We start from the raw sequence: 18,160 nt of genomic DNA on the forward strand, positions 1-18,160 counted from the left end.
TTGATGGGTAATATCCTCCCTTGTTGGAAGAGTCTCATCGCAGGAAACGAATAGTAACAACAAACTCAGTAAGAAGAATACTACGCCTACACTTTTCATTATGGTTTCACTAAGACATCACGAAGATTTGAGTAAAAATAAAATCCGCTCGTATAGTTAATCTTCAATCTGTAAAACGGAGATGTTCCGACGACGGGGGTAGTATCAGTCCCGGACGTAATATTTTCATCAGTAATCACTTTCACTGCTACTGTTGAACTATCAAAATTGAAGCTATTACAACGCTGCAACGTGTAGTTGGCAAATCCAGCATTGAGATTCTTCTGCCAATACACTGTCACTACGCCACCACTACTGTTCAACGAATCAATTTGCAGATATTTGTATACCGTAAATGTAAACGGCAGTGGAGGGAAAGAAAAACCGACTTCAGCAACCACCTGAAAACTTGTATCGGTTTCTGCAATGGAGACTCCAGCTGTGGCAATACCACTGATATTTGTCGGTGAAAACGAGGGAAACACCTGTCCATCTCCACGTGTTACTTTAAATTCAACTCCAAAATTATTGGGAGGAGCAACATAAAGCGGATTTTTGTATTTGTCCAAAACTCTGACTTTCAAAATATTTCCAAAATTTGCCCCCTGCATAATATAGTATTCGCTATTTGAAGCATATTCGAAAACTGCCGGTGTTGTCAATGAAATTGCTTTGGCAGAAAAATCCACTGTACCTTTTTGAATGGATGGTACCAATGCCTGTGCCGTTTTATTTCCAACAAGCGTATCAAGTGTCCATTTGCTTGCTGCAATTCCTGATGAATCGGTGAACGCTACTGAAGGATCGCATTTACCGTTAGTTGTCGAAAAATAAATGGGAACATTCGGTACAAGATTCCCATATGAATCTGTAACGATTACTTTTAATGGTGAACCAAGTGCTTTTCCGACATATCCTGTTTGATTATTGCCACTTAGCAATTCCACATTTGCTGCACCTGAGGTCACGGAAAACAGAGAAAATTTTACCGGTGAACCTTTGAGACCTAACACTGTAGCAAAGACAAATATGGAATCAGCTTTTGAACCAAGTGTGACTGTGGTTTGTGCATAACCGTTTCCGTCTGTCACTGCGGTAGTATCGCTAAAGGTGGCATTACTTTTTTCTACCGTAAACTCCACAAGAATACCGCGAACTGGCCGACCATTCGCAGCAAGTATTCTTATTTTTATTGGTATCGGTAATTTTGTATTCACTATTCCAGTCTGAAATCCGCCGCCTGAACTTATTATCCTGTCGGGTTCTTCTTTTCCTGTTCCTGCAATAGTGTCCCGATCGATACACGATGTTGAGTAGAGCATGACAGCAATAATGCTGATGAACAATACGTTAATCTTTGTCATATAGTTATTATTCATAGATATTGAGATTTTGATCTTCCATGATGACCGCTAACTTTAAAGTTATTACTCCAATATTTTCCGCGTCAATATAGACAATGTATAAACCGCTGGCGACGAAGAACCCTTTTTCATTGCGTAAGTCCCACCGAAAGAATTGAGAGAGATCATCCTTATACATTGTGCGTACGTGAATTCCTCCCAGGTTAAAAATTCTTATAGTTGCTTTTTCGGGAAGGTGGGAGAATGTGACAAACTTGTTTGTCGTTGAACTTTCAAAGATGTTCACTCCATAATACGGATTGGGAAATACATTGATGGTGTTCAACTGTTGCTTTGCAGAAATTTTATTCTCTTTCTGGATGGGTTGCAATGTAATCCGTCTGATGTCTCCGTATTTGATTGATTTATTGGGAGTCAGACGAATGATTGTTCCCGGTGCCGGGGGGATTCCATTGTCCGACTCATTCACTATGATAATATTCCGTGCAATATGATTTAATCCATTAATGAGTCGGGCGCGAACGGTATTTGTTGTAGGGAGCGTTCCATTCCGTGTCAACGTATTGTATGAGATATCGTTTCCAACGGCATCAGCTTTATTCACTACGCCAACGATCTTATCAAATGTCGGTTTGCCATTTTTAAATGTGTTCCCTTTTATATTCCAAAGGGAATCTGTGGCAATGGTATTTTCAATGACAGCCCAAACACGCACAGAATCCTGATACACTTGAAAAGGAACTCTGATAAACTTGGTCTCGGCAGGTAAACGAGCATCAATCATGGCCCAATTGGTGTCATTCGTAAAACGAATTTCTATAACCGATTCGGTAAGATTGTAACCACCCCAGGAAATACCCGGTCCAATTAACGAATATGTTCCTTCCTTATTCGTCTGATTCACGACGTTCGAACGAGACGGTGCCACTTGTTCACCGGATTTGAAACCTGTCGGTGCCGGAGAGACATAAAGCGAAATCCCTTCGAAAACAAAACGATTTTCGAGAAAAGTAAATACCGATCGTGAGCTCGTCGCAAAATCGGGCAACGGAAGTTTCACTCTTGGTATGGATCCGTCGTAAAATTGTCCTCGCAATTCACCATTCGGATAGTTTGTCGATTTGACCATGACATATAAAAATCCTGCAGCAAGGTCTCTAATAATAGAATCCGTTAATGGTTGCTGAGTGTCTGTTTTTAACCAAACTCCTGATGCAGTCTTACTGTTAATCGATAAAGTCTTGAGCACCGGACCATTTTGTGTCTTTGGCCCCTGACCAATTTCGATGGAGGTAACATTGGTATTTGTATTCACTTCGACTGAATAGGTAATCTTATCCAATGCGTCATTGATCGTAAATAATGCAATCCCCGTTCCTGTTGGAAGCGGATTCGGTCGAGGGAGTGGAAGTTCATTTGCCGTCAGTCTGGCTTTCACCGTAGTATAATTTGAACCTGGTTCATTCTTCACCATTGTCCATGTGGAACTTGCGTCCGAAACACCAAACCAAAAATCATACGTTCCTCCTACCACAGAATAGGGATCGAGAATTTTTACACCGATGCGAACGTCATTCTGTCCAATAAAATTTTCACCGAGATTTTCTAACGAATCTTTGATTGCATACGGAAGAATCGTTTCCGGATTCGGCCGATGAGGAACCGCACTAATAATCTGCGGCTCACTCTCAATTGTCCTCAACAATGCCGATGGATTGTTTGTATAGGCATACGACGTGACGGCAAAATAATATTGCTGTCCGTTGACAAAAGGTATATTGCGTAAGGCATCATTTTTCAGGATGAGATATCGAATAATACCGGAATTTTTCCCTTCCTGTTTCACCTGTAATTCAACTCTTCCTGTCTGCAGATTGATGTCTTCTTGCACAATCTGTGTTACTTCATTTTGCAGATCGTATGTACCAACTTTTTTCCACGTATATGGTGCTGACAATGGATGAGCCAGTTGATAGAGATTATACCCTTCAAACAGATACCCTCGGGATGAAAATCGTTCCGTTTGATTCAGCCGAGCCGTATCCTTTTCCCACTCGATCAAAAAACTGTTATCAAGCTCGGTCAGTGTCGCATTCATTTTCGGCAGGCTCGGTGCAGGTGTTACAAACTGTTGATATGAATCTTGAACAATCTTGTCGTAATACTTCAATACATGAACACTAGCTACTCTGTCGGGTGAATCAGCCGCAATCAACGCTGATACAATTTCCTGCGTATCTCCAAGAGCCATTGAAAACGGACCTGTTGAAAGTATCAATTCTCTCGAGCTTGCCCCCTCATACACTCCGTCTATCCAACCGTTTTTAGAAACCGGATCTCCTGTTGACCAAAATTTTGCTTTTTGAAGTGTGGTGGGATCAACGCGTAAATTTGTATCCACAGTGGGATATCCTTTTAACGCATTGACCATCTCCGATGCACCGGAACCAGTTAGAAATGGTGGTCTATTTAATGGCCCAAAATATGTAATGGATGTTGTCGGCAGATTTTTGTATCCACGCTTGTATGAAAAATTTACGAGTGCAGAATCGATACTTGTCCCTTTAACGATCGGACCCTGAAGGATATCATACCCCACAGCAGGAGGAATGCGATTAAACTTTCGATATTCATTATCCAGAATTTTAGCATTATACACGAAACCGAGTCCTAGCAAAGAGTCTGAACCAGCAAGATTATCGTTTGATTGGCCGAGTGTCACGGTCGAAAGTACTCCAACATACATATTCGAAAGCAAACTTGATGCCGAAGTGTTTGCAGTTCCTTTATAAATCATTTTATATCGGCGAAAGATCGTATTCCCAAGTGCTCCATTTGTGTTATATCCCCAAATAGTGAATTGTATTTCCAGTCCAATTTTAGGTGAACCCCATGGAGAACCTTGCGCTAAATCGTTCGCCACATACCAAATCACCTGATCAGCGTTTGCAATCCCCGGCGCATCAGAATTTGTATCAGGAATTTCAATATTGAACTCATTTATTGTGAATTTTGGATCATAGATACCATTTTTATTTACGTCATAATACGGAGCTCCCTTTGCAGCGGGCCATTCTATCCAATCTTTTTTGTATTCCAAACGTAACCGTTGGAGGTCAAGAATTCCAATCTGTTTTTCTATGATTCCGTACGTTTCCGAAGCATCCTTTCTCAAATCAGCAGTAGCAAAATCCTTTCGTATCCTCCAGATACGAACTGTAGGATTGTATCTATTATCCGCCAGTCCTGTCTGCAATCCTACAATTGACCCCGGTTGTAATGTACTATAGGAAAAAGAACCGTTAACAATTTGCTGAGGTGCATTCAAGCAATATACAAATCCAGCATTTGAAACAATGGGAGCCGTATTTCGCGGAAAGGTAGCGCCAGTGATCTTTAAAGTAGAATTTGAAACCTCTTGCCTCCCATCAGTTGAATACCACGTTACAACATTATTAATGGTCATTGGAGCCCAGTAGATTCCACTATTGGGAACGGTGCGTTGAGAAAAAAGCTGAGAACAGCTTAACAAGATTACAACAGTAAAAAGATTACGGGTTTTCATTGAAACTCTATTGAGCGGTGGATATGACGCTGCATGGATTGAAAGGATTAGGTTGATTACAGGGAGATCGTTCTCCAAAATGCGGTGCTATCCAACAAGAGGTGAACTGTTGAGGAGAAGTGCTTACAACACCTCCTCGTTGAAAAATTGTGAAAGATGCGCTCACTTGGAATTGTTGCCTGGCTGAAACAAATCGCATACCGATATCATTTTGCGGATTTGCATTAATCTGACAATCCCTATCTACGACATATTTTACTTGAGAAATGAGGCTTGTGCTGTCATCTGTTTTGAGATTCCAACGGTACCGTAAAATAATGGAATCGTTTGGATCGATTGAGAGTTTATTGGTTGCAAAATTATATCCATTGGCATGGAACAGATTATCCATCGTTAATTCGTCCGTTCGATATGGAATAATTGCACCTCGTTCCTCAGGTGCGACAAGCCATTCAATTTTGATCGTTCCCTTCATCGATGCAAAATCAAATAGAGTCTCGTCATAGTAATTCTTATAGACAATGAAGATATCAATGGAAGATTGCGTCGGTTTGCTATCGGAATTGTACTGATATTGTGAGGAGACGGAACTGGTAAATAAATTTAGAGGATTATTTTGCGGCGGCAATTCTTCATCGCACGCCGCGAAGAGTAGCGGAAGTGAACACAATAGTAGAAAAAAATAATTTTTCATAACACCACACCATCAAGATAAAAAAACGCTATTTCATTTCTAAAATAGCGTTACAATAAATCACAGTATCGTTTTATTTCTCAGGTCTCATCTGAGGAAAGAAAATAACGTCTCGGATATGATCTTGCTGGGTCAATAGCATCACGAGGCGATCGATACCGATTCCGAGTCCGGCTGTCGGCGGCATGCCATATTCCAGCGCACGAAGAAAATCATCATCCATCGTCTGCGCTTCATCGTCCCCGCGCTCACGCAATCGCACTTGCTCTTCAAATCGGGCGCGCTGATCTAGAGGATCGTTCAGTTCCGAGAATGCATTACAGATCTCTTGACCATTCACAAATCCTTCAAATCGTTCCACCAATCCATCTTCACTGCGGTGTTTTTTTGCAAGCGGAGAGAGTTCTACCGGATAATCCATAATAAATGTCGGCTGGATCAAATGCGGCTGCACGGTAATGCTAAAGATCTCATCAATGATTTTTCCAGTCCCAATTTTCGGATCAAGATCGATATGCAGTTCTTTGGCAACTGCACGCAGCTCGCTCTCACTTTTTCCGCGTAATTGTTTGCCGGAATATTTTTCGATCGCGCCAAACATCGTCAATCGCTGCCACGGCGGTGTAAAATTGATCTCATTGTCTCCAAGTTTCACCATGGCACTTCCATTTAACGTTTGTGCAATGGAATGAACCATCTGTTCAACAAGTTCCATCATCCAACGATAATCTTTGTACGCAACGTACAATTCCATCATGGTAAATTCTGGATTGTGCGTGCGATCCATTCCTTCGTTACGAAAATCTTTTGCAATCTCATACACACCGTCAAACCCGCCGACGATCAAACGCTTCAAATATAATTCATCCGCAATGCGAAGGAACAATGGAATGTCCAACGCATTATGGTGTGTGGCAAACGGACGTGCACTTGCACCACCATACATTGGCTGCAGCGCAGGCGTTTCTACTTCGAGAAAATTCTTTTCATCCAGGAACTTTCTCATTTGACGAAGAATCATGGAACGTTTGATGAATGTTTCACGGACACCGGGATTCACCACCAAATCAACATACCGCTGACGATACCGAAGTTCCTTATCTGCAAACGGGTCAAATGTTACCTTATTCCCCTGCTCATCGGTCTTTTCTTTTACCACCGGAAGAGGGCGAAGAGATTTGGATAACAGAACACATTTCTGTGCATGAATAGACACTTCTCCCATTTTCGTTCTAAAGACATATCCTTCTACACCAATAATATCTCCGATATCAAGAAGTTTAAAATGATCATAGGTATCGCCCAAATCATCCTTCCTTAGATATGATTGTATTTTTCCGGTCATATCCTGTATATGACAGAACGATGCTTTTCCCATTCTGCGAATGGACATAATCCGTCCTGCTACAGAGACAATCCATTGTGGCATTTCGTCCTTGAAATTATCAATAACCTCTTTGGCAGATGCATTCCGTTCAAATCCATATGGGTACGGATTGACACCTGCTGCACGCAAATGGTCAAGTTCTTCGCGGCGGCGGGCCATGAGGGAGTTTAGTTCTTCATGATAGTCTTTGTTTAGTTCTTCAGTCATACTCTAAAATTCCAAATAACAAATATCAAATCCCAAATTATGGGCTTAGTTAAACACTTGATTTATTAATAATTGCAGACAATATTTTTTTAAGTTCAATTGCCTCTTCTAGAAATTTAGTTAATTGTTCATTCTCAGTGCCTGTGTTTGTCCTCATCATCACCCTCAACCACATTGCTGTTTCTTTAGCTTCTTTTCTACAAATTTTTGCACGGTATATAAAGTCTTTTTTACTAACTGCTTCATTTGCTTCTATATAGTTTGAACCAATGGAACCACTTGAACGAACTACCTGTTTGCAATGTTCAAGATTCGAAATCGTCCTAGCTAGTTTGTTGCAAAGAATCGAAACATCACCTGCAAACCGTTCTGTCCGTTCTTCTAAATCATAATGTTTCTCTTTCGAATTTTCTGCCATCAAAAAAATGGTTTGAAATTTAAAATTTGTATTTTGTTGTTTGTTATTTGGGATTTGTCATTTGTTATTTGTCATTTGGTGCTTCCTCTTGTAAACTCCGCCAACTTCACACATACATCATTCTGAATTTTTTCCGCTTTTGATGTGGGAACGGTGTAGTGATTCGCAACCATTGAGAATGCAAACATTTCTCCATCCGCACTTGTGACATATCCGGAAAGTGCTCGGACGTAACCGATAAATCCGGTTTTTGCGTGAACATTTCCTTCCGCTTTCGTTCCCTTCATACGATTGCGAATCGTTCCGTCTACCCCGGCTATGGGGAGAGATTCATAAAACGGCAAAAAATATTTTTCTTTATACATTCCAGACAAAATCGAAACAATATCAAATGGCGTAATTAAATCTAAACGGGACAAACCTGAACCATCGGCCATTCTCAATCGAACGGTATCAACACCCCAACTGGAAAGCACCGGATTCACTGCTGACCGGCCATTATCCATGGAACCAATCCCTAATCGTTCTTTTCCCATAGTTCGAAACACTTGTTCTGTATAAAAATTTTGGCTTGGCTTATTAATTGTACGAATGATGACGGAATACGGAACCGACGTAAACGATGCGAGTTGATTTGCATTATCGTATTTCAATGAATCCTTAATATCATCGATATCAATTGGATTTCCATTGACGCGGATTCCTTTTGACTCAAGTGCTTCTTTTAATACGGTAGCTGAATACAACGTTGGATTATCAATGGCGACAGATTCAATCAGTTCTTTTTTACCAATAGACATTTTACCGCGCACATAAACTGTATTGGTCCCGCGAACGCGGTAAAAATAAATATCGTTCACCGAGTCTGTAAGAGGTGCAGTCACAGTTTGGTTTATCACTTTCACATAGTTTGTATTCGGCACCCAAGACAGCGAACAAACATCCGCCACATTTGCCGAAGGAACAACTCGGAAATCAACGCAATTATCATTGAACGAAATGCCGCTGACCTGAGCTGCATAATAATCTGTTTCGTAATCCGCCGACCAGCCGGTACCGTAATATTCGTCATCAAAACAATTATCATCACCAACAATATTACCGCTGATCGCTTTGATACCGCGAACTTTCAGACTATCAGCCCATTGTTCAAAAGTTTCCGTTACTTTCCCTTCATTGAATCTTCCGGAAATCGTCGGATCACCGCTGCCAATAATGATTACATCCCCTGTCAACACACTATCGTTCACCGTACCGGTTGTTACCAATCGAGTTATGTATCGATAATCCGGACCGAGTGCTATCATTGCCGAAGAGGAAGTAAACAATTTCATATTCGATGCGGGCATAAACATTTTTTTCTCATTGCGAGAATAAATCGTTTCGCCTGTCTTCAATGATTTAATGAATACTCCCCAATGGGCATTTTCAAATGTAGGGTCGTCGAACGTTTGCGAGAGTTCATAACCAAGATTGCCGATAGGATTGGAAAGATCATATTTTGTCGTCTGTTGGGTTGAACACCCAATCAGAGCGGCCATCAGTAAAACCGCAAGCAGTGATGGTTTCATAGGCATAGTTTTTTTGAACGATTTAAGGTTGAACTTTACCAGTCGGATAAGCCGGTAAATTCACTTTGTCCGCTTTTGTTCTGTTCGTTAAAGCAGAAATTTCGTACAACTTTAATGCATGCCACGGTTGCACCTGATCCCATTGAAATCTCCAAGACCAATTTCCGAGCGCTTGGCCGGGCATGTTCATTCTCGCTTCTGTCCCTAATCCCAAAATATCCTGAAACGGAAATACTGCCATATCAGCAACCGACTGTGAAGCGATACGAATCAGATCCCATTGAATCTCTTTTCCATCGGTTCCGACATATTTTTTAACAAATTCACGTTCACGTTCCGTTGAGGATTTGAACCAGCCGATTGTCGTATCATTATCATGCGTACCGGAATAAACAACTGTGTTGGAAATATAATTGTGCGGAAGAAAATTATTTTTTGCATCCGCCGCAAATGCAAATTGCAAAATTCTCATCCCGGGGAAATTATAGCGATCTCGTAATTCAATAACATCAGGAGTGATTTCGCCGAGATCTTCAGCAATGATCGGCATTTTCCCGAGTTTCTTATCGATGGCATCGAATAATTTTGCTCCGGGACCTTTTACCCATTGTCCTTTTACTGCCGTTGCTTCTGTGGCAGGAATTTCCCAATAACCGGCAAATCCGCGGAAATGATCGATACGAACGATGTCCACTAACTCCAACGTTGTCTTGATCCGTTCAATGAACCAAGCGTAGTTCTCTTGGTGCATCGCTTTCCAATTGTAGAGTGGATTTCCCCACCGCTGACCCGTCACGGAAAAATAATCAGGCGGGACTCCTGCAACAACTGTCGGTTTCATCTGTTTATCAAGATGAAAGAGATGCTGGTTCGCCCAGACATCGGAACTTTGATAGGCGATGAAGATCGGGATATCACCGACGATTTTCACACCACGATCATTCGCATATTTTTTGAGTGCAAACCATTGGCGGAAGAAACACCACTGTGTAAATTCCCAGAAATTGATTTCCGCTTCTAATTCTTTGCGAATATTTTTTAACGCAGCTGGATTTCGTTTCGCAAGGTCGACATCCCACGAACTCCATTCGGCGCCGTTATATTTTTGAATCAACGACATGAACAGCGCATAATCACCGAGCCACGATTTTTGTTTTTTGCAGAATAATTCAAAATCATTCGTTTCTGCATTCGTTTTTTTTGCAAAAAATTGCTGCGAAGCCACGCGAAGTTTATTCATTCGAAAAGTCTTCACATCGCCATAGTGGACCTTGTGCTGATTAAAAGCCGGACGCTTTTCTAATTCATTTTTCGGAAGCCACCCACGATCGACTAATTCCTGCAAATCAATCAACATCGGTTCGCCGGCAAAAGCAGAAAGACACATATACGGAGAATCTCCCATACCAACAGGGCCGAGCGGAAGCATCTGCCACAATTTTTGTCCCGCTACTACAAGCCATTCAATGAAATGATACGACGATGCTCCAAGGTCACCGGAACCGAACTGACCAGGGAGGGATGTTGGATGCAATAAAATTCCTGAACTGCGTTCAAAACTCATATTTTTTACTTATCTGATTTGTGAATGATGGTGGTTGGCAGTACTACACTTTTTAAATGTTTTATTTCTTTATCCGTTAAATAGCGCCACATTCCCCGTTGAAGTCCATGCACATTCAATCCCGCATATTCTGACCGATGCAAACGCTCAATTTCATAGCCAAATGATTCAAACATTCTTCGCACCTGTCGGTTCTTTCCTTCATGGATATGGATGATTACTTCTCGACTTTTTGTGCCTGGGATAATTTCTAATTCAGCGGGTGCTGTTTTCCCATCCTCAAGAAAAACACCGCTGGCAAGTTTTTGGGCGTGAACAACATCCAGACCTTTATCCAGGGACACATTGTACGTTTTAATCACTTCACTGGAAGGATGCATCAATTTGTTGGCAAGCATTCCATCATTTGTCAGCAACAGAACACCGGTTGTTTGTCTGTCCAAACGACCAATAGGATAAATACGTTCACGGATATTGACGATATCGAGGACAGTACGTCTCCCTTTTTCATCGCTTGCTGTGGTAATAAAATCTTTGGGTTTGTGGAGCAGGATGTACACCAGCTTTTGTGCAAGAGAATACGTTTGACCGTTTACTTTCACAACATCATTCTGCGGGTTCACCTTTGTTCCGAGTTCTTTTACGACAGTGCCGTTCAGTTCCACTTCACCATTGGCGATCATTTCTTCCGCTGCACGGCGAGATGCAACTCCGACCATAGCGAGGAACCTGTTTAGGCGAAGAGTTTCTGGAAGAACGTTTTCACTTTGCTCTTCCACTTGCTCCAACCTGTCTGGCTTGGTTGGTCTGGCTGTTGTCCGCCTGGTATAGTCCCTTCCTGGAGTTCCTGGCCTCGGAGTTCGCTTTCGGTCGACACTGCCAAATGACCCTCCGCGTCTTCCGTCGAAATTGTCGGTTCGCTTTCTGTCTGTTGAACGACCGGATGTTCCAAATCGATCGCGCGGTTTTCCGGATTTTCCAAATCGGTCATTCGGCTTTCCGGAACGTCTGTCGTCAAAGGAACCTGTTCGTCTATTGTCTGGTTTTCCGGTTCGCTTACGCTCAAATGAACTTCCTGTACTTCCGGTTCGCTCAGGTTTGTCAAATCTGTCGGACTTGAAACGAGAGGTTCCTCCGGTTGTACCGAATTTTGATCCTGGCCTTCGGAAACGTTTGTCTCCAAATGATCCTGTTCGACTATCACTGGAAGCACCGCTTCGTTTTCGTGGAGCGCCGCTTCGTTCGGTTGATCGACCTCTATCACCCCCGTCATTTCGTCTGTTACCAAATTGCTTTCTGATGATCGTTCTCCTTCTTCAATGTTTTTATTTTCCACGGGAATCGGCGTTTGTTCCGTTTCCGCTTCCTGTTTCTCCTTGCGCCGATTCTCTTCTTTCACTTCATCCGGTACCTTGATTTTCGGTCCTCGCTGCGGTTTGTTTTTGGATCCTTCATTTCCATCCAACTTCTTTTCCAGATCTTCTTTGAACTCCAACTCCTGCTGTTCGGCAAGAAGGCGGCGGTCAACTTCCAATTCTGTTTCATTAATCAATTCTGATATCTCACGCGGTTTCGGCAAATCAGTAAGATCATTGAGTCCAAAATGTTCCAAAAATTTTTGCGTAGTACCGTACAATAATGGACGACCTGGAGTATTTGCCCGACCGGTGATGTGAATGAGATCTTTCTCCAACAATGCGTTAATGATATAATCGACATTCACACCGCGAATAAATTCAACTTCTCCTTTAGCGATCGGCTGTTTATAAGCGATGATTGCAAGTGTTTCCACTGCCGTCGGGGATAAACGACGGCGTGCTTTTTCTTTCGCAAGTTTTCCAACCCAGGATGAAAATTGTTCTTGAGTGGCGTATGTAAACCCGCCGGCAATTTCGATGATACGAAATCCGCTCCCCATTTTGCCATATCCCCGATTTAGATCAGCAACGGCTTTACGGATAATCTCTGCATTCACAATAAGATGTTCAGCGGGAGGCAACTCCTTGTTCACATCGTCCGTTATGGCACGAAGGAACCGCACCGTCATCGGCTCATCACTGGCAAAGATGAGTGCTTCGATGATGTTCTTCAACTCGGTCGAAACAACGATTTCTTCCATTATTCCTTCCGCTTTGATCTCTGCTTGTGCTTCACTCATACGTTTCTTCTCCGATTGTGATCGGTCCGAACGGTTAATGATAAATTAATATGTTGAATCGGGCAATACGATCGCTGTTGCGTCGCTCACCTTGATAATCGTAATATCGGTATACGGATCGTATTGGTTGATGGCAATAATATTCTGTTTCATCAATTCCAGGATTGCTATAAACGTCACCACAATGCGGATTTTTTCGTTCATCGAAAACACAATGTCAAAAAAAGATACCTCTTTTTTGTCTTTGAAGAAATTTACAATGAACTGCATCTGTTCATCAAGCGATACGTTTAATTTGTTGATCTCGTGTACATGTTTGCGGGGCATTTTGTTCACTGCAAACTGAAATGCTGCAATCAGATCAAACAACGTCACGTCACGGATAATATCATCGTCATTTTCTTCTTCGATAACTATGGGATCGTGCTCAAAATTGCCGCGATACGCCAATTTTTTATGCTGTATCTGCCTGCGCTCAAGTTCTTCCGCCATCTCTTTCCAGCGCTTATATTCCAACAGCCGACGAACAAGTTCCGCGCGTGGATCGAACTCCTCTTCTCCTTCACCGTCTGGGCGCGGCAGCAGCATCTGCGCTTTTATCTGCATCAACTCCGCCGCCGTCACAATAAACTCTCCGGCAATATCCAGATTCAATTCCTGCAGATATTGAAGGTATTGCAAAAACTCTTTTGTAATTTTCGCTATTGGAATATCATAAATATCCAATTCATCTCTTTTAATAAAAAAGAGAAGAAGATCCAGTGGGCCTTCAAAATCTGATAATTTTACTCTGTATGCTTTATCCATTGTCGGTTATGTGCTATCCGATCTTCATCACTTGACGCACTTCCTGCATTGTTTCATTCGCAATTCTTTTGGCACGGGCTTCCCCATCATGCAACACAAATTTTACTTCTACAGGATTATTCTCGTAGTATGCACGTTTCTCACGAAACGGAGCCAGGGTTTCCGCAATCTTTAAAGAACAATTTTTTTTGCAGTCAACACATCCCAAAGCACCTGACTCACATCCTGTTCGAATTTCCGGTACTTCGGTAGGATTAAATTTTTGGTGATACGAAAAAACAACGCAAACATCCGGTCTGCCCGGATCGTTCTTACGAACTTTGAGTGTATCAGTGACCGCAGTCCGCATTCTCTTTTGAATCTCATCCGGTGAATCAGAAAGCAAAATTGTATTTCCCAGCGACTTGCTCATCTTTTGATTTCCATCAAGTCCGGCAAGGCGCGCAAATTTTGTCAGTTTCGGTTCGGGTTCCGGGAAAACTTGTTTATCCGCTGTCTGTTTGGCGGATCCCCACTGAAGGTTAAATCTTCGGGCTATCTCTCGTGTGATTTCAATGTGCGGAACTTGATCTTCTCCCACAGGAACAACTTCTCCTTTGTAGAGAAGAATATCTGCCGATTGCAACACAGGGTATCCAAGATGTCCATACACCACTGAATCCATATTCAGATCGCGGATCTGGTCTTTTAATGTAGGATTTCGTTCCAATCGTGCAGTAGTGATGAGCATAGAAAAAATTAAATGAAGCTCAGCATGCTCTTTGATTTGTGATTGACGAAAGATGGGACTTTTTTCAGGATCGATTCCTGCCGCAAGCCAATCGATTACCATATCAATGGAGTTCTGATACAATTCGTTCGTATCAAGATTCGTCGTTAACGCATGATAATCTGCTATCAGATGATAATTGTCGTATTCGTTTTGTAAGGCAACCCAATTTTCCAATGCGCCAACCAGATGACCGATGTGGAGTTTCCCAGTCGGACGCATACCGCTTAATATTCTCTTTTTTTTGGTATTCAAAAAAATCTCGTTCCTTAAAATAATCGTTTCATGTTTCAGGATTCACGATTCAGGGTTCATAACTGAATCTTGCATCATGAAACCTGAATCAGTTTTTTAGTGCATGAACAAATACGGTTTCCACCGGTCGTCCATATTCCCGACAAAATGACGAATGAAGGTAACATGATTCGGTTTCATTGGCAGCCGCATCAACGGCATCCCGGCTTCTTCCGGAGTACTATCTCCTTTTCTATTGTTACACTTCACACACGCAGCTACAAGATTCTCCCATGCATCTTCTCCCCCTTTTGAACGAGGCTGAACATGGTCCATTGTCAGCGGCATATCACCTCTTCCGCAATATTGACAGCGGTGACCGTCGCGACGAAGAATATTCTTTCGTGAAAGAATAATTTTCTTATAGGGCACCCGAACAAACGCAGAGAGACGAACAACGCTTGGGAACGGCATTGCCAATGAGACAGAGCGAATGACTTTTCCATTACTGGCTTCAATCAACTCAGCTTTGCGCAGAAAAAGAAGCATTATTGCTTTTTTAACATTGCAAACACTTAATGGCTCATAATTCTGGTTAAGCACAAGCACTTTACTATTTAAGCGCCCGTGTATACTTTTCGACTGGAATAATGAACTGAAGGCGACAATCCTCCTCTTGCTACTTTCGTTTTTCTATGAAAGGGCTTTTAGTAGTACGTAACCGTCGATAATGTAATGTCTTTACCTAGTATTTTCGAGAAAAACCTTTGAGATAGACCGCTAATGTAGTTGAAATATAACAACAGCGATAGTTAATATCAATCAGGAGAGCGAATTAAATTGAGGGGAAATGGGGATTCAGAAAGGGTCGAAAACTCGACCAAACTGTATTGTTTGGTCGAATTAATCTTGTTCAAATATTTTAGAATCGTTTTTTTATCTCTTTTAACGAGTCTCCACCAAACTTCTCCAACAATGCATTCGCAATTACAGGCGCTACAACAGCTTCGCCGATAACAGCACAGGCTGGGACTGCGCAAACGTCAGACCGTTCATAACGGGATTTTACTGTTTGCTTTGATTTGATATCCACTGTTCGCAACGGATTAGCCAACGTAGAAATAGGCTTCATAGCACCCCGAATGATTAAGGTTTCACCATTCGTAACGCCACCTTCTAAACCACCAGCACGATTTGTCGGTCGGTACGTACTCTTTTTTTCTGAAAGAAGTTCGTCATGAACATCAGATCCGAAACGGTGTGCATTTTCAAAACCGTCACCAATTTCGACACCTTTTACGGCATGAATGGACATGATTGCTTGCGCAAGTTGTCCATCGAGTTTTCTATCATAATGAACATAACTTCCTAATCCGATTGGAACACCCGAGACAATCACCTCAAAAATGCCGCCAAGTGTATCCCCTTTTTTCTTGCATGCTTTAATTGCGGCAATTGCTTTTGCTTCAATCTGTTTGTCCAAAATTCGAACTTCAGACGCATCGGCTGCAGAAGCAACACTCCAAGCGTTCTCTTTCAAAATCAATTTGTGAATCAATTTATTCAATTCAGAAATATTTTTTATTTCTGCGCTCCCTATGGAAAGAACGTGACTGCCGATAAACAGTCCTAATTCTTCTAACAATTTTCTTGGAATAGAACAGCAGGCAACACGCATTGCAGTCTCTCTCGCGCTGGCTCGATCAATCACATTACGAATGTCGTCGAAATCATACTTCACGGAGCCGACATAATCGGCATGGCCAGGACGAGGAAGAGTAATTTTTTCAATTCCTTTTCCGCTCCCTTCAACGGACATTTTTTCTGTCCAATTCTGCCAATCCTTATTTCGAATCATGAGTGCAATCGGTGAGCCGAGTGTTTTGCCAAATCGCACACCGGAAAGTATTTCAACTTTATCGGTTTCAATTCTCATTCTGCCGCCGCGGCCGTACCCTTGCTGCCTGCGCCAGAGATGATGGTTAATATATTCGGATGAAATCGGAAGTCCCGCTGGAATTCCTTCAACAATTCCAACAAGAGCTTGTCCGTGTGATTCACCTGCTGTGTAGTAGCGTACCATAAAAAAGTAAGATTAGTGTTTTATGATTCAGGATGTAAGATTCAAGATGCACGATTCAAGATTCAAAATTTAAGTTTCAGGGTTCAGGATACATGATTCAATAAAAGAATTGGAATGAATCCTGTAGCGTGAAACGTGAATCGATGAATTTAGCTGTTCCATTTTCCGTTCTGTTTCAAGATCTGTCTGCTGATAATTAACTTTTGAATCTCATTTGTTCCTTCGAATATTTTCAAGATGCGAGCGTCGCGATAAAAACGTTCGAATGGAAGCTCGGCAGAAAAACCCATACCTCCGTGGATCTGCAGTGCTTGGTCCGCAATTTCTGAAACCGCTTCGGAACAATATAATTTAACAATTGCAGCGTCAAGAGTAATATCTTCTTTATTATCACTTTTGAATGCCGCTTTATAGACCATATTTTCCATAGCATAGATATGCGTTGCCATATCTGAGATCATAAATTGTATTGCCTGAAATTTAGAAATCGGCTCCCCGAATTGCTTACGCTGTTTGGAATATGCGACGGACAATTCCAGCATTTCTTTCGCTGCACCAAAACAGGCGGCGCCTAACCCAAGTCTTCCAGAATTCAAAGTTTCCATTGCTACTAAAAATCCACGACCATCTGTTCCGATCATATTTTCTTCGGGAATTTCTACATTATCAAAGGCAAGACTGTTTGTGACGCTCCCTTTGATACCGAGTTTTTTCTCATTCTTTCCAACGCTCACGCCAGCGAATTTTTTTTCAACAACAAATCCGGTAATCCCTTTTTCTGTCCGTGCGAATACTGAATATGCATCCGCTATTGCACCATTCGTAATCCAGGCTTTTGCCCCGTTGAGAATCCATGTATCACCCCGTTTTTCAGCGCGGGTAGAAAGATTAAATGAATCCGATCCTGCTTCAGCCTCGGTCAATGCAAATGCAGCAATCATTTCACCGGATGCCATTACCGGAAGATATTTCTTTTTTAATGTCTCTGATCCACCAACGATGATTGCTTGTGCGCCGATTGATTGATGAGCGCCGATGGTCGCGGCCGTTGAGCCGCACACTCTCGCCACTTCTTCTTGTGCAAGACAAAACCCAACTTTCCCAAATCCGCCACCTCCGTATTCTTCCGGAATTGCTGTCCCAAATAAACCAACTTCGGCAATTTTTTTAAGCAGGGATGGCGGTATCTCTTCATCACGGTCAATTTTTGTTGCGAGAGGTCGGATTTCTGCATTAGAAAATTCACGAACCATATCTCGAAGCATCAACTGTTCGGGAGAAAAAGGAAAATTCATACCAC

Annotated in this window: 14 protein-coding genes; all 14 read right to left on the reverse strand. The window is 42.1% G+C overall.

Annotated elements, in window-relative coordinates:
• Positions 1-98 precede the first annotated feature (98 nt).
• A complete protein-coding gene (locus WDA22_08390) occupies positions 99-1,403 on the reverse strand; it encodes an Ig-like domain-containing protein (protein MFA5833481.1) in 1,305 nt (434 codons plus the stop codon).
• 7 nt (positions 1,404-1,410) lie between these two features.
• Positions 1,411-4,968 (reverse strand): CHRD domain-containing protein, encoded by a 3,558-nt coding sequence (locus WDA22_08395; protein ID MFA5833482.1) that lies wholly within the window; start codon positions 4,966-4,968, stop codon positions 1,411-1,413.
• Between the two features lie 7 nt (positions 4,969-4,975).
• Positions 4,976-5,662: a hypothetical protein gene (locus tag WDA22_08400; GenBank protein ID MFA5833483.1), complete on the reverse strand. Its 687-nt coding sequence runs from the start codon at positions 5,660-5,662 to the stop codon at positions 4,976-4,978.
• A 73-nt stretch (positions 5,663-5,735) separates the two neighbouring features.
• Complete coding sequence (gene lysS / locus WDA22_08405; protein MFA5833484.1) at positions 5,736-7,256, reverse strand: lysine--tRNA ligase; 1,521 nt, start codon at positions 7,254-7,256, stop codon at positions 5,736-5,738.
• Between the two features lie 49 nt (positions 7,257-7,305).
• Complete coding sequence (locus WDA22_08410) at positions 7,306-7,674, reverse strand: four helix bundle protein (protein MFA5833485.1); 369 nt, start codon at positions 7,672-7,674, stop codon at positions 7,306-7,308.
• Positions 7,675-7,745: 71 nt separating this feature from the next.
• A complete protein-coding gene (dacB, locus tag WDA22_08415; GenBank protein MFA5833486.1) occupies positions 7,746-9,251 on the reverse strand; it encodes a D-alanyl-D-alanine carboxypeptidase/D-alanyl-D-alanine-endopeptidase in 1,506 nt (501 codons plus the stop codon).
• A gap of 16 nt (positions 9,252-9,267) precedes the next feature.
• Positions 9,268-10,809: a 4-alpha-glucanotransferase gene (gene malQ / locus WDA22_08420; GenBank protein MFA5833487.1), complete on the reverse strand. Its 1,542-nt coding sequence runs from the start codon at positions 10,807-10,809 to the stop codon at positions 9,268-9,270.
• Positions 10,810-10,814: 5 nt separating this feature from the next.
• Positions 10,815-11,528, reverse strand: coding sequence for a pseudouridine synthase (locus WDA22_08425; protein MFA5833488.1), 714 nt, complete (start codon positions 11,526-11,528; stop codon positions 10,815-10,817).
• A 14-nt stretch (positions 11,529-11,542) separates the two neighbouring features.
• Positions 11,543-12,967, reverse strand: coding sequence for an SMC-Scp complex subunit ScpB (gene scpB / locus WDA22_08430; protein MFA5833489.1), 1,425 nt, complete (start codon positions 12,965-12,967; stop codon positions 11,543-11,545).
• A 45-nt stretch (positions 12,968-13,012) separates the two neighbouring features.
• On the reverse strand, positions 13,013-13,774 hold the full coding sequence (locus WDA22_08435; protein ID MFA5833490.1) for a segregation/condensation protein A: 762 nt from the start codon (positions 13,772-13,774) through the stop codon (positions 13,013-13,015).
• A gap of 13 nt (positions 13,775-13,787) precedes the next feature.
• Positions 13,788-14,798, reverse strand: coding sequence for a tryptophan--tRNA ligase (gene trpS / locus WDA22_08440; GenBank protein MFA5833491.1), 1,011 nt, complete (start codon positions 14,796-14,798; stop codon positions 13,788-13,790).
• Positions 14,799-14,894: 96 nt separating this feature from the next.
• Entirely contained in the window at positions 14,895-15,326 is a 432-nt protein-coding gene (locus WDA22_08445) for an HNH endonuclease (protein MFA5833492.1), read from the reverse strand.
• Between the two features lie 373 nt (positions 15,327-15,699).
• Entirely contained in the window at positions 15,700-16,860 is a 1,161-nt protein-coding gene (gene aroC, locus WDA22_08450; GenBank protein MFA5833493.1) for a chorismate synthase, read from the reverse strand.
• 149 nt (positions 16,861-17,009) lie between these two features.
• A complete protein-coding gene (locus WDA22_08455; protein ID MFA5833494.1) occupies positions 17,010-18,155 on the reverse strand; it encodes an acyl-CoA dehydrogenase family protein in 1,146 nt (381 codons plus the stop codon).
• Positions 18,156-18,160 lie beyond the last annotated feature (5 nt).

The organism is Bacteroidota bacterium (genome assembly GCA_041658205.1).
GTDB lineage: Bacteria > Bacteroidota > Ignavibacteria > UBA10030 > UBA8401 > UBA8401.